The sequence below is a fragment of the Anaeromyxobacter sp. Fw109-5 genome (assembly GCF_000017505.1).
In the GTDB taxonomy this organism is placed as follows: domain Bacteria; phylum Myxococcota; class Myxococcia; order Myxococcales; family Anaeromyxobacteraceae; genus Anaeromyxobacter.
In genome coordinates, this window is record NC_009675.1 from 481255 (window position 1) to 499168 (window position 17914).

Below are 17914 nucleotides of genomic sequence, written 5' to 3' on the forward strand. Positions count from 1 at the left end.
GCATCGCGCGCGTACCGCGCGTGGCCGCAGGGTCCGTGGAGAGGGAGCCGAGCGGCCGCAAAGCCGGCCGGGCGACCGCTCGACGCGATGGAAGGCGCTCGGGATCGCGCGCCGATCGAGGGCTCAGGAGACGAGCAGTCGCGAGGCCAGCCCCGCGACCACGCCGAGGAGGGCCCCGGCGCCCACGTCCAGCGGGTAGTGCGCGCCGAGATAGACGCGCGAGAGCCCGATCCCGACGGAGAGGAGGAGCGCGAGCGGACCGAGGCCGAACGGCTCGTCGGCGAACGCGACGGCGACGCTGAACGCGGCGGCGGTGTGTCCTGACGGGAACGAGAAGCGATCCGGGTTCGCCGCCAGCGCCTCGAAGCCCGCGATCGACACGTCCGGGCGGGCGCGGGTGAGGCTGCGCTTGAGCGTCTGGGAGAGCGCCGTGGCGAGGAGCGTGGCGGCGCCGAGCCGCAAGCCGAGGTGCCGGCCGTGCGCCGAGCCGGTCGCGAGGAGCGCGATCCCCGCGAACGTCCAGCTCTTCGCGTCGCCCAGGTGCGTGAGGGTGCGCGCCACGATCGTCCGCCACGGGCTGTGGAAGCGGCGGAAGGAGAGCAGCAGCGCCTCGTCGAGGGAGAGGATGCGCGCGAGGCGCCCGTCTCGGATGACGGCGGTCGCGGTCGCGGGATCGATCGTGATCGAGGCGCCGCCGCCCGCGTCGAGCTCGAAGGTGCCAGCGGGGAGGCCAGTCTCGCGGTCGTCGGTCATCGGGGTGCAGGGTGCCGGTCGTCTGTCTCGACGGCGCGGCCCGCCTGCAACATCTGGGTGAACTCTCCCTCCAGCAACTCCCCGAAAGCGGCGAAGAGCTCGCCCGTCAGGTAACGCGTGCCACGCGGATCGCCGCGCCGGCGTACGCGGAGGCGGCCGTTCGCGTCGGGATCTCCGGGGCGCGAGAGGTCCATCCTCGTCCGCTCGACGCCCTTCCTGGCGCGGTGGAGCAGGATCACGGAGCTGCCCTCGACGCGCTCGACCAGCGCCACGTGCGTGAAGCGATCGTCGCGCCGGCGGTCGCGATCGCGGTCGTAGCTGTCGTGGAAGAACGCGAGGGCGCCCGGCCGCGGCGTCTCCAGCGGCCGGCTCGCGCGGTGGAGCGACTCCGAGCGCGAGACGCCCGGGCCGAGCCGCACCCGCACGCCCGCCTCGTGGAAGGCGCGCAGCACGAAGGCCGAGCAGTCGCCGCGAAAGCGCCTCCCCACGAGCGCTCTCGCGGCGTCCACCACGCGCGCGCGGACCGCCTCGAGCTCGGGATCGCCTTCTGCCACGGCGGCCGGCTCCGCGTCCTTCGGAGCGGCGGAGTCCCGAGCGCCCCAGGTCGACTCTGCGCCGGCGTCCGGGGGTTCGTCACCGGCTCGCGCGCCCGCCTCGGGCGCGGGCGGCGAGACCGCCGAGGGCGAGGTGGCGGGCGAGGCGGCGCGCTGCGCGGCGCAGCCGGTGGCGAGGGCGAGGGCGAGGCCGAGCAGCGGTGCGGCGCGGCTGGCGGTGCGACCGGGGTGCCGGTCGTTCATCGGCGCGCGATCTCCTGGAGCATGGTCGCGTCCACGATACCCGACGGGTCGCCCTTGGGGGCGAACCCGAGCTCCTGCGCGTCGCGCGCCATGCGCTCCAGCTGGCGGGGAAGCGGGTCCGACACCGGCTCCACGCGCGAGAGCGCGTCGAGGAGCACGGCGTCGGGGAGCGCCTTGCCGGCGCGCTTGCCGTACGCCGCGTTCGCGAGCCGCGCGAACGCGGCGCGGTCCGCCTCCCAGCGGCGGGTGAGCTCGAGGTGCGCGCGCACGAGCGCGATCACGTCGGCGCGCCGCCGCTCCAGGGCGCGCGCGGACACGACGAGGACCGTGATGGGGAAGCGTCCCTCCGGCCAGAGCGATCGCTCGTCGACGAGGATCCTCCCTCCCGCCTCCGCCACGAGGCGCGCCGCCCAGGGCTCGGGGACCCACGCGCCGGCGAGGTCGCCGCGCGCGAAGAGCGCGAGGATGTCGGGGTTCGCGAGCGGCGTCACCTCCACCGGGCCCTGCCCGCGCGCGTCCTGGAGCCCTTGCTGGCGCAGCCACATGCGGAGCGCGACGTCCTGGGTGTTGCCGAGCTGCGGGGAGGCGACCCGCTTGCCGGCGAGGTCCTTCGGGGCGCGCGCGTCCTTCACGACGAGCGCGGCGCCGCCGGAGGCGGCCCCCGCGACCACGCGGAGCGCCTCGCCGTGGGTGCGCAGGAAGGCGATGGCGGCGGGGCCGGGGCCGACGTAGCTCGCGTCGAGGTCGCCCGCGAGCAGCGCCTCCATCGCCGCGGGCCCGGCGTTGAACATGCGCGTCTCGAGCCTGCCCGACAGCGCCCGCGCGAAGGTGCCGTCGTCCACCCCCACGAGCGCCTGCGCGTGTGTGACGTTCGGGAAGTAGCCGAGCCGCAGCGGCGCGTCCGGACCCTTCGCGCGAGAGCAGCCGAGCGCGGCGGAGAGGGCGAGCGCGAGGAGCGGGGCGCGGCGCCTCATGCCGGCTCCTCGACGAGGCCCCAGCGCCGGCGCACGCGCAGCTCGACCACGCGGAACAGGACACGGTCGATGGCGACGCCGATCGCCACGATCGCCAGCATGACGCCCATGACCTGGGCGGCGTCGAGCAGCTCGCGGCCGTTCTGCAGGAGCTGCCCGAGGCCGCCCGCCACGAAGAGCAGCTCGCCCGCCATGAGGGCGCGCCAGGCGAAGCTCCAGCCGAGCTTCAGGCCGGTGAGGATCCCGGGCAGCGCCGCGGGGAGGAGCACCCCCCCGTGGAAGCGCGCGCCGCGGATGCCGAGCGTACCGGCGGCGCGGAGGAGCAGGGGGTCGACGCCCGAGACGGCGTCCTCGGTCGCGATGGCGATGGCGAACACCGATCCCATCACGACGACGAACAGGATGGCCGTCTCGGACAGCCCGAACCAGAGGATGGCGAGCGGCAGCCAGCAGATCGACGGCAGGGCCTGCAGCCCGAGCACGATGGGCCGGAGCCCGCCCCGGACGAGCTCGCTGCGCGCGAGCAGCACGCCGAACGGCACGCCGGCGACCGCGGAGAAGGTGTACCCCTGGGCGAGGCGCGCGAGCGAGCGGCCCGTGGCGGCGCCGAGGCGCCCGTCCGCGAGCATGCGGCCCAGGCTGCCGGCGACCGCGAGCGGGCCCGGGAACAGCCAGTGCGGCCAGGGCCCGATCCTAGAGAGGAGCTCCCAGACGACGAGGGGGACGAGCAGGAGCAGTCCCGTCCGCAGCGATGCGCGCATCCCGTTCCTCCGTCGCGTCCGTTCCGCCCGCGGCCTCGGCCCGCCTGAGCTCGTCGCGGATCCGGCGCGACATCCCCACGAGCGCCTCGTCGTCCGGATCGCGCGGCCGCGGGAGCCGCACGTCGAGATCCTGGAGCACGCGCCCGGGCCGGGCCGCCATCACGATCACGCGGTCCCCGAGCACCAGCGCCTCGCGCACGTCGTGGGTCACGAAGACCACGGTCTTGCGATCCCGCAGCCAGACCTGCTGCAGCAGCTCGTGCATGTGGCTGCGCGTCTGCGCGTCGAGCGCCGCGAACGGCTCGTCCATGAGCAGCACGGCGGGGTCGAGGGCGAGCGCCCGCGCGAGCTGGACGCGCATCCGCATGCCGCCGGAGAGCTCGTGCGGCAGGGTCTCCTCGAAGCCCTCGAGGTGGACGCGCGCCACGTACTCGCGCGCCCGCGCGTCGGCGTCCGCCCGCGGGAGCCCGCGCGCGCGGAGCGCGAAGACGAGGTTCTGGCGGACGGTGAGCCAGGGGAAGAGCGCCGGCTCCTGGAAGACGAGCAGCCGGTCCGGTCCGGGCCCCTTCACCCGCAGGCCGTCGATGGTGATCCGCCCGCCGCTGGGCTCGAGGTGGCCGGCGAGCGCGTAGAGCAGGGTGGTCTTGCCGCAGCCGGAGGGGCCCACGAGGCACACGAACTCGCCGGCGTGCACCTCGACGTTCACGTCGTGGAGCGCGACCACCTTGTTCGCGAAGCGGTGCCCCACGCGCGACACGTCGATCTTGGGCGGCCCGCTGCGCCGCACGCGCGGCGTGAGCAGGCCGCGGCGGCGACGACGCACGCGAAGCTCGCGCGCGAGGCGCGAGAAGCGCTCGCTGACCTGCCTCCACATTGGCACCAATGTGCGTCGGCCGGGCTGCGGATGCCTCCCCCCTCGTCTGGACGCCCCGGGAGAGGGCAGACGCGCGCGGGCTCGACCGGTCGGGACGGCCTCACGGGGTGAAGCGGAGGAGCCGGCAGGAGATCCCGCCGTTGCTCACCGGGAGCGCCGCCGCCGGGGCGAGTGGGAGGAGGCCCTCGTAGCCGCGATCAGGCCCCAGGACGGCCACCTCCCAGCCGGCGAGGCGCGGGAGGAGCGCTCCGAGCGCGCGCCACGCCGCCGTCACGTCCGCGTCGAGCCGGACGCCGTAGGGCGGGTTCACCGCGCAGAGGCCCGCGCCGGCGGGGGGCCGGACGAGCGCCGCGTCCTCGCGGGAGAAGCGGATCGCGTCCCCCACGCCGGCGGCGGCGGCGTTCTTCTGGGCGAGCCGGAGCGCGCCGGCGTTGCGATCGGAGGCGTGAATCGGCACCGCGACGGGCCGCGCGAGGGCGGCGAGGTGCGCGCGCAGCCGCTCGGTGCGCGCGGCGTCGTGCCCGGGGAGCCCCTCGAACGCGAAGGCGCGGCCCAGGCCCGGCGCGCGCCGCGCCGCGATGAGCGCCGCCTCGATGGCGAGGGTGCCCGAGCCGCACATCGGATCGAGGAACGGGCGATCGCCGGCCCAGCGGGAGGCGAGCAGGATCCCGGCGGCGAGCGACTCGCGCAGCGGCGCGGCGCCGACGCGGGCCCGCCAGCCGCGCCGGAAGAGCGGCGCGCCCGCGGCGTCCACCGAGATCGTGGCGCGCCCGGGGCCGGTGCGGATCTCGAGCCGCGCCCCGGCTGCGCGCCGCGCCGCCGCGCGCTTCGCCGCCGCGAGGCCGGACGCGTCGCCCTCCCAGAGCCGCAGCAGCACCGTGTCCGCGGTCCGCGAGGCGAGGCAGGCCACCGCCGCGGCGTCCTCACCGCTCGCCTCGGCGCCGCCGCGGACGGCGCGCGCCTCGAGGCCGAGCGCCGCGAGCTCGGCGGCCAGGATCGGCTCGAGGCCGGGCGCGCACGCGCAGAAGATCCGCTCCTTCGGCATGGCGCATCCTAGACGGCGGCCGGGGCGCCCGCGAGCGCGGCGGCGCCGCCGGGCGGGCGGGGCGGCTCCGTCACCCTTGCGCGGCGGCGGCCCCGCCGGGTAAACGTCGCCGCCTCGGGAGGCTCCTTGCGGCTCGGCGGCTTCGTCATCCACGGGAACAACGCGGACACCCTGGCGCGCTGCCTGGACGCGATCGCGGCGGTCGCCGACGAGGTCGTCGCCGTCGACTCCTGCTCGTCCGACGGGTCCGCCGAGCTCGTGCGCGCGCGCGGCCTCCGCCAGGTCGTGCACCGCTGGGAGGGCTACGGCGCCGCCCGCCAGGTCGCGACGGCCGCGCTGCAGGGCTGCGACTACGTCTTCTTCCTGGACTCCGACGAGTGGCTGGAGGCGCCGGCCATCGCGGCGCTGCGCGCCTGGAAGGCCTCGTCGCCGGACGCGCCGCACTACTCGCTCGCGCGGCGGGACTGGGCGGAGCTCCCGCACCGTCGCTTCCTGTTCCGGACCGAGCGCCACGTGCGCCTGGTGCGGCGCGATCACGCGCGGTGGGAGCCGTCCATGATCGTGCACGAGGCGCTCCCGCCCGCGCCGACGGTCCGGCTCGACGCGCACGTCGAGCACCGGTTCGCGACGAGCGTGGAGGCGATGCGCTCGAAGGTCGATCGGTACGCGCTCCTGTGGGCCATCCGCTTCCACGCCGAGGGGCGGCGCGCCAAGCCGCCGGCGCTGCAGAAGGTGGTCCACGCCCTGAAGGAGGCGCTCGTGCACGGCGCGCTCTTCCGCGGCGGCCGCGACGGGATCCGCCTGGCCGAGGCGGTGGCGCACTACCACGCGCGGAAGTACGCGCTGCTCGGGGACGTGCGGCGCGGTGGCCACCCCGAGCTCGTGCGCGCGTTCGCCGAGCGCCGCTTCGCGGACGTCTACCGGCTACTACCCTGACGGCTCGCGGGGACGCCTCGCGACGAGCGCGAGGAGCGCGCCCCCGGCGAGGAGCGCGGCCGGGACCGCCAGCATCGCCCACCACAGCGACGTCGCGTGCGAGGCCAGCCCGACGAGGAGCGCCGCGGGGGCGTCGCCCAGGAGCGCGACCCAGGGGAGCGCGGCCGACGCGGCGGCGCTCCCGTCCCGGGGCGCATCGAGGGCGAGCGCGTCGCGCAGCGTCGCGAGGGCCACGAGCGCGAGCGCGAGCGCGGCGACGAGGGCCGCGAGGTAGACGCCGGGCTGGCGCGCGAGGAGGGCGGCGAGGGCGAGCGGCGCCGAGGCGAGCGCCGCGCCCGAGCAGAGCCAGCGGGGGTCGCGCAGGGTCTTCGCCAGGGTGGGCCGCGCCCAGGCGGCGGCGACCCCCGCCATCAAGGCGGCCGCGGCGATCTCGAGCGGCGCGATCGCGCGCGGCACCCCCCGCGCCCTCTCCAGGAACGCGGGCGCCCAGGTCGCGAGGGCGGCGGCGGCGAACGCCACGAGGGCGCCGCCCGCGATCGCCGGGCGCGACGCGTACGCGCGGTCCGCCGCGGCGCGCGCGGCGACGGGCGCGAGCGCCGCGCCCGGCTCGCGTCTGGCCAGCCAGGCGGCAGCCAGGGTCAGCACGACCGAGGCGGCGCCCGCGGCGACCAGCGCGGCACGCCAGCCGAGCCGCCAGCCGAGCGCTCCCGCGCCTGCGTAGCCGAGCGCGGCGAGCGTCATGGCCGGGACGATCAGCGCGGCGTCGCGGAGAGGGGGGCGCACTGCCACGCCTCCCTCCACCACGAGAGCGGCTCGTCTGCCCGCTCCCGCCGCGCCGCCGGCGACCAGGCGCGCGGCGAAGAGCGTCCAGGCGCCGCGCGCCGCGCCGGCGAGCGCCGCCGCAGCGCCCCACAGGAGCGCGCCGCTCGCGCGCCGCAGCCGCCCGGGCGCCGCGAGGGGACGCCGGAAGGCGAGGAGAGCGGCGATGGCGGCGGGGAGGCCCGCCGCGAGGCCGAGCTGCAGGTCCGTCAGCCAGAGGTCGGCCCGGACGCGCTCCAGCACCGCGGCGAGGGCAGCCCGGTCGAGGAGCGGCAACGTCAGGATGACGAGCGCGGCGGCGCGTCGGGCCGGGCGGGCGGACAGGCGAGATTCGGCGCTGAACGCCCTCACGCGTGCGGAGCCTAGCCCGCGCTGGCGGGCGGGTCGAGATCGCGGCCTCTGCGGCTGTCTCGCGCGGTGGCGCGCGGTCGATCCAGCGGGCCGGCTCGCCGGCCCACGTCCGCTCCGGTCCGGGTCCGCTGCCTGCTCCGCCTCCCCCGCCCGCCGCCCTCTCCGCCGTCCTGCCGCGGGCTCCTCGCAAATCCGCGAGCTTTCGGCTAAAAGGCCCGCGCCATGATCTCCGTGCAGAACGTCACCAAGGCCTTCGGCCCGAAGAAGCTGTTCGAGGACGTGAACGTCGCGTTCTCCCCCGGGAACCGCTACGGCCTCACCGGCCCGAACGGCGCGGGCAAGACCACCTTCATGAAGATCCTCGCGGGGGACGAGGAGGCGGACGAGGGGAGCGTGCTGCGGCCGAAGAAGCTCGGCATCCTCCGCCAGGACCACTTCCGCTACGAGGACAACCGCGTGCTCGACGTCGTCCTCATGGGCAACGTCGGGCTCTGGTCGGCGCTCCAGCAGAAGGAGGCGCTGCTCGCGAAGGACGAGATCTCCGAGGAGGACGGCACCCGCCTCGGCGAGCTCGAGGGGACCATCGCCGAGGAGGACGGGTACTCGGCGGAGGCCGACGCCTCGGAGCTGCTCCAGGGCCTGGGCATCGAGCAGCCCTGGCACGACCAGCCGATGCGCGCGCTGACGGGCGGCTACAAGCTGCGCGTGCTGCTCGCGCAGGCGCTGTTCGGCAAGCCGCAGGGGCTGCTCCTCGACGAGCCCACGAACCACCTCGACATCGAGTCCATCCGCTGGCTCGAGAAGTTCCTCCACGCGTACGAGGGCGTGCTCATCACGATCTCGCACGATCGCCACTTCCTCAACGCGATCTGCACGCACATCGCCGACATCGACTACGAGACGATCATCACCTACCCGGGCGGCTACGACGACATGGTCCGGCACAAGGGCCAGGTGCGCTCGCGCGTCGAGTCGGAGAACGCGGAGAAGAAGAAGAAGATCGAGCAGCTCCGGGAGTTCGTGGCCCGCTTCCACGCCGGCACGCGCGCCTCCCAGGTCCAGAGCCGCATCCGCGCGATGCAGAAGCTCAAGCTCGAGGACATGAAGCGCTCGAACATCCAGGCGCCCTTCATCAAGTTCGAGCAGAAGGCGCCCTCCGGGAAGCAGACCCTCACCCTCGAGGCGATCGAGAAGCGCTACGGCGGGAACGAGGTGGTCCAGCCCTTCAGCGCGCTCGTCACCCGCGGCGAGAAGATCTGCGTCATCGGCAAGAACGGCGTCGGCAAGACCACGCTCGCGAAGATGATCGCGGGGGAGCTGCAGCCCGATCACGGCCACGTGAAGTGGGGCCACCAGGCGCAGGTCGGCTACCTGCCGCAGGATCAGCAGGGCGTCATCCGGCCGGGGACCACCGCCTTCGGCTGGCTGCGCGAGCTCGAGGACAAGCTCTCGAACGAGGAGATCTCCGGGCTGCTCGGGCGGATGCTGTTCTCGGGCGAGGAGCGGATGAAGCCCACCGCGACGCTCTCCGGCGGCGAGACCGTCCGGCTCCTCCTCGCGAAGCTCATGCTCTTCAAGGACAACGTCCTCGTGCTGGACGAGCCGACGAACCACCTCGACCTGCAGTCGATCGCGGCGCTCTCGGAGGGGCTGCAGCGCTACGAGGGCACGATCATCGTCGTCACGCACGACCAGGAGCTCATCCGCGAGGTGGGGACGCGCATCTGGTCCATGCACCAGGGCGAGCCGGTGCTCGACTTCCCCGGCACGTTCGACGAGTTCGTCGCGAAGCACCCGGATCTGGCGACCGCGCACGCGTAGTCCGCGCCCGCACCGCGGCGTCCCGCGCGCGGGAGGCCTCCCCCGTGACGCCGGACGGTCGTGGCGGACGGCGCGCGTCCGGTGCATGCTCCGCCGGAGCCGCCGGACGGCGGCCGGGAGGTCGTGCATGCGTGAGGTCGTGGTCGCGGTGCTCTCGCTGGGGTTCGCGCTCGGCGCGCGCGCGGCGGAGTTCGAGGGCAAGGCGGAGTACCGGGTGAAGGGGGTGGGGGCGGGCCCCGCGCGCGACGGCAGCGCCGTCGTCTACCTGTCGCCCAAGGGGTCGAGGAGCGAGGTCGAGATCGCCGCGTCGCCCGAGCTGGCGAGCCAGGGGATGACCGAGCCGATGCGGATGATCTCGATCGTGAAGGCGGGCGAGCCGGGCCGCGCCTACGTCGTGAACCCGGGCACGAAGAGCTACAGCGTCCTGGACGGGCAGCCCGAGGGGAAGGCGGGGAGCTGGACGGTGGAGCGCGCCGGCAGCGATCGCGTGGGCGGCGTCGGCTGCGAGCGCGCGCGGATCTCCGGCTCCGGCGGCGAGCGCTTCGAGGTCTGCATCACCCGCGAGCTCGGGACCGTCGGGTCCTGGGCGGCGAGCGGCGGCGGCCAGGACGCCGAGCTCCCCCGCGCGCTGAAGAAGGCCGGCCTCGACGGGCTCCCCGCGCGCTGGAGCGTCGTCGATCCGGCGACGGGCGCGCCGCAGATGACGATGGAGCTCGTGCGCGCGGCGCGGCAGAAGGTCCCGGCCGCGATGTTCGAGATCCCGGCCGGCTACGCGAAGACCTCCGTCCCGCAGGCCTCGCCCGAGATGCAGCGCAAGCTGGAGGAGGCCATGAAGGACATGCCGCCCGAGCAGCGCAAGCAGCTCGAGGAGATGATGCGCCGCGGCGGTGGGGATCGGCCGCCGGGCAGGTGAGCGATCATCGCCCGAGGACCGACCGCAGCACGTCCGGGCGGTCGGTCACGATGGCGTCCACGCCGACGGCGAGCAGCGCGCGCATCTCCTCGGCGTCGTCCACCGTCCACGCGTGCACGGGCATGCCGCGGGCGTGGAAGTGCGCCACCACGGGCGGGCTCACCACCTGCAGCTCGCCCATGCGCGCGGGCAGCGAGGCGAGCTCGTAGCCGCCCGGGCAGCTCGAGGCGTCGCCGCCGGAGAGCGCGGCGAGCACGTGGCACTTGGCGGCGTCCTGCGGCAGGTAGCGCGCGCAGCCGGGCAGCAGCGCGCCCAGCCGCTCGGCCTGCGCGTCGAAGAACGACCCGACGCACACGCGCCGCTCCGCGCCCGCCGCGCGGACGGCGTCCGCGAGCGCCTCGGCGAGCGCGGCATCGTCGGCCTTCGCGTCCACGATGAAGCGCATCGCCGGGTGGCGCGCGAGCGCCTCGGCGAACGTCGGGATCGCGATCCCGGTCCCACGCCGCGGGTGGGTGCGCCCCCCGTCCCGGGTGAACCCCGCCGCCGCGTCGAGCGCCTTCACCTCCGCGAGCGTCCGCTCCTCGATGGTGCCCGGCGCGCCGGTGAGGCGCTCCGTCGTCTCGTCGTGGAAGATCACGACCACGCCGTCCCGCGTGCGGCGGACGTCGGTCTCGATGGCGTCGGCGCCGAGCTCGGCGGCGAGCTCGAAGGCGGCGAGCGTGTTCTCGGGCGCGAGCGCGCTGCCGCCGCGGTGGGCCACGAGCCAGGGGGAGGGGAGCGAGAGGAAGGGGTGCATCGGGGTCCCTCGACTTCGTGCGGCGGAGCGAAGCCTGTCCTGAGCGTAGCGGCCGAAGGCCGCGGAGTCGAAGGGCTCGGGATGACGGGCCGCGGGAGATCCGGTCGGGGGTCGGGGTGGTCGTCGTAATCGTGCCTCCGACCGGTTACAACACCCGCACATGCGCCGCCAGGTGAAAGGGGAGGCCGTCCGCCGCGAGCTCCTCCCCGGTACGTCCCCGGAGCTCCTGAAGGAGCTGCACCTCCTCACGCGCGCGGGCGACCTCAACGCGGACAGCCTGCGCAAGCTCAAGCAGGTGAACCACCTCGCCGGGCTGCTCGCGCCGGCGCTCGACGACGTGCTCGCTCGCTTCGGCGACCCGGTCCTCGTCGACTGCGGCGCGGGCAAGAGCTACCTCGGCTTCGTCCTGTACGAGCTGTTCCTGCGCGCCGCCGGCAAGGGGCGGCTGCTCGCGCTCGAGTCGCGTCCCGAGCTGGCGCGCGCCGGGGCGGAGCGGGCCGCCCGGCTCGGCTTCGAGCGGCTGCGCTTCGTGGAGGCGTCCATCGCGGCGGCGCCGGTGCCCGAGCGCGTCCACCTGGTGACCGCGCTCCACGCCTGCGACACCGCCACCGACGACGCGCTGGCGCTCGCGATCCGCCATGGCGCCGACCACGTCGCGGTGGTCCCCTGCTGCCAGGCCGAGGTCGCGCGCCAGCTCGCGGGGGCGCCCGCGCCGTCCCCGCTGCTCGCGCCGCTCTTCGACCACCCGTGGCACCGGCGCGAGTTCGGATCGCACCTCACCAACGTGGTGCGCGCGCTCGCCCTCGAGGCCGCCGGCTACAAGGTCACCGTGACGGAGCTCACCGGCTGGGAGCACTCGTTGAAGAACGAGCTCATCCTGGGCCGGAAGGTGCGGTCCGGCTCGCGCGAGGCCAGGGAGCGGCTCGACGCGCTCCTCGCGGCCGCCGGGGTGCGGCCGAAGCTCGTCCGGCTCCTCGCGGGCGAGGAGGCGTAGCGCCGCCTTTGCGGCGCCCCGCGGGCGTGGGATAAGCGCGCCGTGGTCCTCCGACGCGTCCAGGGCGAGCCGGCCGGCGCCTCCGCCTCCCCGCCCCTCGGGGCGGGTGCGCGCGGGCTCGCCGGCCTGCGGGCGCTCTGGCCGGTGCTGCTCGGGGCCCTCGCCTTCCGCGCCGCCTGCTACGTGGTCATGACGGCCGCCGCGATCTGGAACGAGCGGCGCCCCGCCCCCGCGCTCCCGGACCTCGTGCTGTCCTGGGTCCCGTACGTCGACTGGGTCGCCCGCGCGAACTACCTGCTCTGGCTCGTCGCGTACGTGCCCCTCGCGCTCGTGCTCCTGTGGCGCGCGCCGGGCCGGTTCGCCCGCTACACCGTGACCGGCGGGCTCGTCTCCCTCGCCCGCGGCGCGACGCTGATGCTGACCGGCCTCGGCGCCCCGCCGCCGCACGCGGGCGGCGCCGGGATCGCCGGCCACTCCTTCGGCGAGGTGCTCCTCTCGCTCATGTCGCCCTGGCAGGTGTTCGCCGACGGCGCCATGGGCGCGTACCTCACGCAGGACCTGTTCTTCTCGGGCCACACCGCGACGACGTTCCTGCTCGTGCTGTACGTGTGGCGCTCGCCGCCGCTCCGCCTCGCCGCCCTCGGCGCGCACCTGCTCGTCGTCGCGTCGGTGTTCCTCTCCCACCTGCATTACGGCATCGACGTGGTGGGGGCGTACGCGGTGACGTTCGCCATCTTCGCGCTGCGCGAGGGCTGGCCCGCGCGCGCCGGCGCCCCGGCGTGAGCCGCGACGCTAGTCCCCGACGAGCAGCTGCACCACGCCGGTGGTGATGGCCGGCAGGTAGGTGATGGCGAGGACGCCGGCGGACATGATGACGAGGAACGGGAGCGCCTTGCGGTACATGTACGGCAGGGGCTTGCCGAAGCGCGAGGCCGCGAGGAAGAGGTTCAGGCCCATCGGCGGGAAGAGGAACCCGAGCTCGAGGTTCGCGAGGAACACCACGCCGAGGTGGATGGGCTCGATGCCGTAGGCGGCGCCGAGCGGAGCCACCAGCGGCGCCAGCACCACGATGGCGGAGTAGATCTCGAGCACGCTCCCCAGCACGAGGAGCACCGCGTTCAGCATGAGCAGGAAGAGCGCGGGGCTCTTCACCGTCGCGGTCATCCAGTCGACGAGCAGGGTCGGGATCTCCGCGTCGACGAACCAGGAGGTGAGCCCGAGCGCGGTGCCGAGGAGGATGAGCACGCTGCCCACCAGGGCCGCCGCGTCGACGAGGACGCGCGGCAGGTCGCGCAGCGGGTGGATGGAGCGGAAGATGGCGAGCTCGACCAGGATCGAGTACGCGGCCGCGAGCGCGGCCGCCTCGACGATGGTGGCGAACCCCGTCGCGACCGAGACCACGACGAGCGTCGGCAGGCCGAGGTCCCACTTCGCGGCCCACAGGGCGGCGGCCGCCTCGCGCGGCTCGAACCGCTCCCGGGGCGCGTGGGAGCGGACGCCCACGGCGACGCCGTAGGCCGCGACGAGGACGATCATGAGCAGGCCCGGCACGAGCCCGCCGAGGAACAGGTGATCGATGGGCGCCTGCGCCACCACCCCGTAGAGGATCACCGGCAGCGAGGGGGGGAAGAGCAGCCCGAGGGAGCCGGAGGCGGTGACGAGCCCGACGGAGAAGTCCTCCGGGTACCCCTCGCGCCGCAGGGCCGGGAGCAGGAGCCCCCCGAGCGCGAGGATGGTGACGCCGGAGGCGCCCGTGAACGTGGTGAAGAGCGCGCACACGAACGTCGCCATGATGGCGACGCCGCCCGGCATCCAGCCGAAGATCCCCTTGTACGCCCGCACCAGGCGCTGCGCCGCGCCGCCCTCCGCGAGCACGTAGCCCGCCGCCGTGAGGAGCGGGATGGCGGGGAGGGTGGCGGACGACACCAGGTTGAAGGTCGCGGTGGGCACCGCCGCGATCGCCTCCGGCCCGCCGTCGCGGAAGAAGAGCGCCATCGCGAAGCCGCTCATGGCGACGAACACGGGCGCGCCGAGCAGGAACGCCGCCAGCACCACCGCGGCGAGGATCCAGACGAGCAGCGGGGCGGGCTCGGCGCGGCCGAGCGCGAAGGCGGCGGCCGCGATCGCGAGCGCCGCGGCGCGGAGTGGCCAGCGGGCGGCGCCCTCGCCGGCGCGCCACGCGAACCGGAGCGCCATGAAGCCGAACCCGATCGGCATCACGAGCTCGCTCCAGGCGACGCGGATGCCGAAGGCGACGGTCCCGAACCCCTTCCACTCCACCGCGACGAGCACCGCCGACGCCCAGGCGAGGAGCGCGCACGCCGCCGCCGAGACCGCCGCGGTGAAGAAGCGGGCGATGCGGCGCGGCGTGCCGGCGGGCACGAGCTCGATGGTCGAGAGCGCGAGGTGATGCCCCGAGGCGGTCGCGAGCAGCGCGCCGAGGAAGCCGACCCAGAGCGTGATGTGCTGCGCGAGCACCGCGGATCCCGGCAGCTCGCGTCCGACGAGCCGGCGCGAGACCGTGGAGGCCGCGGGCAGCGCGACCATGGCGAGGAGGAAGAGGGCGAGCAGGCCGCGCTCGAGCCGCGTTCCGGCGACCTTGGCGGGCGAGCCCTCTGTATCGGGAGGGAGCGAGGATGGGGTGGTCACGCGAAAGTCGATTGACCCCTACGGGAGGGGAAAATATGACTACCACACACGCCCGCCCACCGCGCCCTTCCCGTGAAGCGTCTCCCCCTCGTCATTGCACTCTCCGTAAGCGCGGCGTCGCTCGTCGGCTGCCGCAGCACCGCCATGTCCTTCGTGTCGGACGCGGTGGCGCAGAGCGGCTCCTCCTACGCGACCGACGACGACCCCGAGCTCGTCCGCGGGGCGGTGCCGTTCGGCCTCAAGACCATGGAGGGGCTCCTCTCGGAGGACCCGCACCACGAGGGGCTGCTCCGCGCCCTGGCGGGCAACTTCACCCAGTATGCGTACGCCTTCGTCCAGGCGGACGCCGACCTGGCGGATCTGCAGGGGAACCTGGACGCGGCGCGCGCCGGGCGCGAGCGCGCGCGCAAGCTGTACCTCCGCGCGCGCGACTACGGGCTGCGCGCGCTGGAGCAGCGGCACGACGGCCTCTCGAAGCGGCTGCGGGAGGGCCGCGACGTCGCGGGGGCCCTGAAGGCCGCCGAGAAGAAGGACGTCGAGGTCCTCTACTGGACCGCCTCGGCGTGGACGCTCGCGATCGCCAACGGCAAGGGCGACATGGGGCTCGTGGCCGAGCTGCCGGTCCCGGTGGCCATGATGGAGCGCGCCCTGGCGCTCGACGAGAAGTGGGGACAGGGTGCGCTGCACGAGTACTTCGTCTCCCTGGACGCGGCGCGCGGCGAGGTGGAGGGAGGCGGCCCCGCGCGCGCGAAGGCACACCTCGAGCGCGCGCTCGAGCTCTCGATGAACAAGAAGCTGGGCCCGCGCGTCGCCTATGCGGAGGGCGTCCTCGTGAAGCAGCAGGACCGGGCGGCGTTCGAGCGCGAGCTGGGGGTCGTCCTGCAGGCCAATCCCGACGAGGCGCCGGAGCACCGGCTCGCCAACATCCTGGCGCAGCGGCGCGCTCGCGCGCTGCTCGACCACGTGGACGATCTGTTCCTCTGATCCCAAGGAGAACCCCGTGAAGAAGCTCCTCCTCGCCGCGCTCTTCGCGGCGCTCGCCACCACCGCCCGCGCGCAGACCGTGACGCTCAAGCTCGGCACGCTCGCGCCCCAGGGGTCGACCTGGCACGACATCCTCCGCGAGATGGGCCAGAAGTGGGAGCAGGCCTCGGGCGGGAAGGTGAAGCTGCGGATCTACGCCGGCGGCGCGCAGGGCTCCGAGGGCGACATGGTGCGGAAGATGGGGATCGGCCAGCTCCAGGCCGCCGCCATCTCCAACGTCGGCATGCACGACGTCATCCCCGAGCCGCAGGCGCTGAGCGTCCCGTTCCTGTTCCAGAGCGAGGCGCAGATGGAGTGCGCCTTCGAGAAGGTCCGGCCGCGCATCGAGCAGGCCCTGGAGAAGCGGGGGCTCGTCGCGCTGCAGTGGAGCCGCATCGGCGCGATCCACCTCTTCTGCGACTCTCCGTTCAAGACGCCCGCGGAGGTGAGCCGCGCGAAGATCTGGGCGTGGGAGGGCGATCCCAAGAGCGTCGAGGCGTTCCGCGCCGCCGGGCTGCAGCCGGTCGTGCTGTCCGCGAACGACATGTACCCCTCGCTCCAGACCGGGATGATCGACTGCGTCCCGAACGTCCCGCTCTACGTCCTCACCGCTCGCCTGTTCGAGAAGGCGAACCACATGGTGGACGTCTCGTGGGCGTACATGATCGGGGCGACCATCGTGCGGAAGGACGCCTGGGAGAAGATCCCCGCCGACGTCCGCCCGAAGCTGCTCGAGATCGCGCAGTCGCTCGGCCGGAAAGTCGACGACGAGGTGCGCCGCCTCAACACCGACGCCGTCACCGCCATGCAGAAGCAGGGGCTGCAGGTCGTGAAGGTGGATCCCGGCCCGTGGCGCCAGGCGATGGAGAAGTCCTGGACGGTGGTGCGCGGCGGCGTCGTGCCGGCCGAGTTCTTCGACGCGGTGAAGTCAGCGCGCGACGCCTGCCCGGCCAAGTAGCGGGCCGATCAGCCGGCCGCGACGAAGCGGGCGAGGTCGCGCCGGAGCGCGCGGCAGGCGAAGAGCAGGGTGAGGTGGCCGCGCGGGTAGCGCCGCGCGGCGGCTCCCCACGCGGCGGCGAGCCCGAGCGCGCCCGCGCCCAGCGCGATCCGATCGTCCGTCCCCACCGCCACGAGCACGCGCCGCGCGGTGGGGCGGCGCTGGTCGGCGCGAAAGGGCGCGAGCATGCGCGAGAGCGCGTCCGGCGGCGGCACCGGCGCGCCCGCGCGGCGAGCGAGGGACAGGTAGCGGCGTCCGATCGGCGTCCCCGCGAACACGGCGGCGAGATCCGCAGGAGGCGCGACGAGCGCCGCGAAGTCGAGCGGCTCCGGCGCCGTGGCCGCGAGCGCCGCGCCGAGCGCGCCGAGCGAGAGCCCCACCACGCCCACCGTTCCGCCCTCGGCGCGCGCGAGCGTCACGAGGATCCGGATCTCGAGCACGAGCTGCTCGAAGGCCGCCCGCAGCGCGGGCAGGTCGGGCGAGACGAACCCCTCGCCGCTGCGGAGGCCCGGCGGCGCGCGATGGAGGTGGCGCGGCGGCACGAGCGTCCAGACGGCGTAGCCCGCGCGCGCGAGGAGCCGCGCGTAGCCCGAGACGGCCGCGAGGCGCGGGACCTTCCACGGAGGCACGAGGAGCGCCGTGCCGCGCCGCGGGCCGCGGGCCGCCTGCGCGTGGACGGCCATGGTCGCGTCTCCTTCGGCCGGACGCGGCGAGGGCGCGTGCCACGCGCCCTCGCGAGGAGGCCCTGCGGGCAGGACCGGCAGCGGCCCGAAGCAGTCGAGCGAAGCGGCGGGTGCCGGGCGGAAGCCCATCGGCTCTCGCGGGCGCCGATCCTCCATCCACATCGCGAGCCCGTCGATCGCGCGGTCGAGGAGCGGTGCCATCGGGCGGATCATGACCCGGCGCGGGGCGGGACGCGCCGTCCGCGCGGGGGCGGGTCAGCAGAGCCGATGGATGGTGCTCATCAGCGAGTCGAGATCGAACGGCTTCGCGAGGAACGCATCCGGAGCGAGCTCCTCGGCGCAGCGGCGATCCGCGGAGTGGCTCGCCGACACCACCACCGTGGGGATCCGCGCGAGCCTCGGGTCCTCGCGCTGCGCGGAGCGGAACTTCCACCCGTCCATCACCGGCATGGCGAGATCGAGGAGGATGAGGCTCGGCGCCGCGGAGCAGGAGAGGTGATCGAGCGCTTCGGCACCGTTCGACGCGCAGGCCACCTCGAAGCCCTCGTCCGCGAGCAGCTCGGCGAGGGTCTGGCGGATGGCGACGTCGTCTTCGACGACCAGGATGCGGGCGGGGCGGGCAACGGTCGGCAGCACGCACGCACCTTAAGCATGTCACCCATGACAGGGAACCCATCCGCAGGGCGTGCCCCCAACCGAGACGCCGCGCGCTCCTCGAGGAGGGGCAG

The 17914-nt window shown here is 75.0% G+C and carries 18 protein-coding genes; 7 read left to right on the plus strand and 11 right to left on the minus strand.

The window, feature by feature from the left end; translation table 11 throughout:
- Positions 1 to 123 precede the first annotated feature (123 nt).
- The 6 genes from ANAE109_RS02165 to ANAE109_RS02190 form a co-directional block, all read right to left on the minus strand.
- Positions 124 to 753 carry a phosphatase PAP2 family protein gene (locus ANAE109_RS02165; RefSeq protein WP_011984746.1) on the minus strand — a complete coding sequence of 210 codons (630 nt, stop codon included), beginning with the start codon at positions 751 to 753 and terminating at the stop codon, positions 124 to 126.
- Complete coding sequence (locus ANAE109_RS02170; protein ID WP_011984747.1) at positions 750 to 1550, minus strand: CHAP domain-containing protein; 801 nt, start codon at positions 1548 to 1550, stop codon at positions 750 to 752. The genes ANAE109_RS02165 and ANAE109_RS02170 overlap by 4 nt, the downstream gene beginning before the upstream one ends.
- Complete coding sequence (locus ANAE109_RS02175; protein WP_011984748.1) at positions 1547 to 2524, minus strand: ABC transporter substrate-binding protein; 978 nt, start codon at positions 2522 to 2524, stop codon at positions 1547 to 1549. The genes ANAE109_RS02170 and ANAE109_RS02175 overlap by 4 nt, the downstream gene beginning before the upstream one ends.
- Positions 2521 to 3285, minus strand: a complete 765-nt coding sequence (locus ANAE109_RS02180; protein WP_011984749.1) for an ABC transporter permease — start codon at positions 3283 to 3285, stop codon at positions 2521 to 2523. The genes ANAE109_RS02175 and ANAE109_RS02180 overlap by 4 nt, the downstream gene beginning before the upstream one ends.
- Positions 3218 to 4159, minus strand: coding sequence for an ABC transporter ATP-binding protein (locus ANAE109_RS02185; protein ID WP_011984750.1), 942 nt, complete (start codon positions 4157 to 4159; stop codon positions 3218 to 3220). The genes ANAE109_RS02180 and ANAE109_RS02185 overlap by 68 nt, the downstream gene beginning before the upstream one ends.
- Positions 4160 to 4259: 100 nt before the next feature.
- Positions 4260 to 5204, minus strand: coding sequence for an RNA methyltransferase (locus ANAE109_RS02190; RefSeq protein ID WP_011984751.1), 945 nt, complete (start codon positions 5202 to 5204; stop codon positions 4260 to 4262).
- A 126-nt stretch (positions 5205 to 5330) separates the two neighbouring features.
- On the opposite strand from ANAE109_RS02190, the gene ANAE109_RS02195 reads away from it, so the two are divergent.
- A complete protein-coding gene (locus ANAE109_RS02195) occupies positions 5331 to 6140 on the plus strand; it encodes a glycosyltransferase family 2 protein (RefSeq protein ID WP_011984752.1) in 810 nt (269 codons plus the stop codon).
- Here ANAE109_RS02195 and ANAE109_RS23180 read toward each other — a convergent pair.
- Positions 6132 to 7310 carry a hypothetical protein gene (locus ANAE109_RS23180; protein ID WP_011984753.1) on the minus strand — a complete coding sequence of 393 codons (1179 nt, stop codon included), beginning with the start codon at positions 7308 to 7310 and terminating at the stop codon, positions 6132 to 6134. The two genes, ANAE109_RS02195 and ANAE109_RS23180, sit on opposite strands and share 9 nt — an antisense overlap.
- 222 nt (positions 7311 to 7532) lie before the next feature.
- Between ANAE109_RS23180 and ANAE109_RS02210 the strand changes: the two genes are divergently transcribed.
- Both ANAE109_RS02210 and ANAE109_RS02215 read left to right on the plus strand, forming a co-directional pair.
- Positions 7533 to 9131: an ABC-F family ATP-binding cassette domain-containing protein gene (locus ANAE109_RS02210; RefSeq protein WP_011984754.1), complete on the plus strand. Its 1599-nt coding sequence runs from the start codon at positions 7533 to 7535 to the stop codon at positions 9129 to 9131.
- Positions 9132 to 9258: 127 nt separating this feature from the next.
- Positions 9259 to 10044, plus strand: coding sequence for a DUF4412 domain-containing protein (locus tag ANAE109_RS02215; protein WP_011984755.1), 786 nt, complete (start codon positions 9259 to 9261; stop codon positions 10042 to 10044).
- A 4-nt stretch (positions 10045 to 10048) separates the two neighbouring features.
- Here the strand turns inward: ANAE109_RS02215 and ANAE109_RS02220 are convergent, their stop codons facing one another.
- Positions 10049 to 10840 carry a glycerophosphodiester phosphodiesterase gene (locus ANAE109_RS02220; RefSeq protein WP_011984756.1) on the minus strand — a complete coding sequence of 264 codons (792 nt, stop codon included), beginning with the start codon at positions 10838 to 10840 and terminating at the stop codon, positions 10049 to 10051.
- Between the two features lie 160 nt (positions 10841 to 11000).
- On the opposite strand from ANAE109_RS02220, the gene ANAE109_RS02225 reads away from it, so the two are divergent.
- A complete protein-coding gene (locus ANAE109_RS02225; RefSeq protein WP_011984757.1) occupies positions 11001 to 11834 on the plus strand; it encodes an SAM-dependent methyltransferase in 834 nt (277 codons plus the stop codon).
- Between the two features lie 42 nt (positions 11835 to 11876).
- On the plus strand, positions 11877 to 12617 hold the full coding sequence (locus ANAE109_RS02230; RefSeq protein WP_011984758.1) for a phosphatase PAP2-related protein: 741 nt from the start codon (positions 11877 to 11879) through the stop codon (positions 12615 to 12617).
- Between the two features lie 9 nt (positions 12618 to 12626).
- Here ANAE109_RS02230 and ANAE109_RS02235 read toward each other — a convergent pair whose 3' ends face one another.
- A complete protein-coding gene (locus ANAE109_RS02235) occupies positions 12627 to 14483 on the minus strand; it encodes a TRAP transporter large permease subunit (protein WP_011984759.1) in 1857 nt (618 codons plus the stop codon).
- A gap of 144 nt (positions 14484 to 14627) precedes the next feature.
- On the opposite strand from ANAE109_RS02235, the gene ANAE109_RS02240 reads away from it, so the two are divergent.
- Positions 14628 to 15467, plus strand: a complete 840-nt coding sequence (locus tag ANAE109_RS02240) for a TRAP transporter TatT component family protein (protein WP_011984760.1) — start codon at positions 14628 to 14630, stop codon at positions 15465 to 15467.
- 16 nt (positions 15468 to 15483) lie between these two features.
- Positions 15484 to 16464: a TRAP transporter substrate-binding protein DctP gene (dctP, locus tag ANAE109_RS02245; RefSeq protein ID WP_011984761.1), complete on the plus strand. Its 981-nt coding sequence runs from the start codon at positions 15484 to 15486 to the stop codon at positions 16462 to 16464.
- A gap of 8 nt (positions 16465 to 16472) precedes the next feature.
- Here the strand turns inward: dctP and ANAE109_RS02250 are convergent, their stop codons facing one another.
- Together ANAE109_RS02250 and ANAE109_RS02255 are read right to left on the minus strand one after the other, a co-directional pair.
- Positions 16473 to 17387 carry a hypothetical protein gene (locus ANAE109_RS02250; RefSeq protein WP_200860877.1) on the minus strand — a complete coding sequence of 305 codons (915 nt, stop codon included), beginning with the start codon at positions 17385 to 17387 and terminating at the stop codon, positions 16473 to 16475.
- 54 nt (positions 17388 to 17441) lie between these two features.
- On the minus strand, positions 17442 to 17822 hold the full coding sequence (locus tag ANAE109_RS02255; protein WP_011984763.1) for a response regulator: 381 nt from the start codon (positions 17820 to 17822) through the stop codon (positions 17442 to 17444).
- Positions 17823 to 17914: the final 92 nt, after the last annotated feature.

Bases quoted from the DNA above. Each gene is read 5' to 3' on its own strand.
- ANAE109_RS02190 (WP_011984751.1), bottom strand. From the start codon at position 5,204: ATGCCGAAGGAGCGGATCTTCTGCGCGTGCGCGCCCGGCCTCGAGCCG.
- ANAE109_RS02215 (WP_011984755.1), top strand. From the start codon at position 9,259: ATGCGTGAGGTCGTGGTCGCGGTGCTCTCGCTGGGGTTCGCGCTCGGC.
- ANAE109_RS02165 (WP_011984746.1), bottom strand. From the start codon at position 753: ATGACCGACGACCGCGAGACTGGCCTCCCCGCTGGCACCTTCGAGCTC.
- ANAE109_RS02170 (WP_011984747.1), bottom strand. From the start codon at position 1,550: ATGAACGACCGGCACCCCGGTCGCACCGCCAGCCGCGCCGCACCGCTG.
- ANAE109_RS02210 (WP_011984754.1), top strand. From the start codon at position 7,533: ATGATCTCCGTGCAGAACGTCACCAAGGCCTTCGGCCCGAAGAAGCTG.
- ANAE109_RS02220 (WP_011984756.1), bottom strand. From the start codon at position 10,840: ATGCACCCCTTCCTCTCGCTCCCCTCCCCCTGGCTCGTGGCCCACCGC.
- ANAE109_RS02180 (WP_011984749.1), bottom strand. From the start codon at position 3,285: ATGCGCGCATCGCTGCGGACGGGACTGCTCCTGCTCGTCCCCCTCGTC.
- ANAE109_RS02175 (WP_011984748.1), bottom strand. From the start codon at position 2,524: ATGAGGCGCCGCGCCCCGCTCCTCGCGCTCGCCCTCTCCGCCGCGCTC.
- ANAE109_RS02250 (WP_200860877.1), bottom strand. From the start codon at position 17,387: ATGGCACCGCTCCTCGACCGCGCGATCGACGGGCTCGCGATGTGGATG.
- ANAE109_RS02225 (WP_011984757.1), top strand. From the start codon at position 11,001: ATGCGCCGCCAGGTGAAAGGGGAGGCCGTCCGCCGCGAGCTCCTCCCC.
- ANAE109_RS02185 (WP_011984750.1), bottom strand. From the start codon at position 4,159: ATGTGGAGGCAGGTCAGCGAGCGCTTCTCGCGCCTCGCGCGCGAGCTT.
- ANAE109_RS02240 (WP_011984760.1), top strand. From the start codon at position 14,628: ATGTCCTTCGTGTCGGACGCGGTGGCGCAGAGCGGCTCCTCCTACGCG.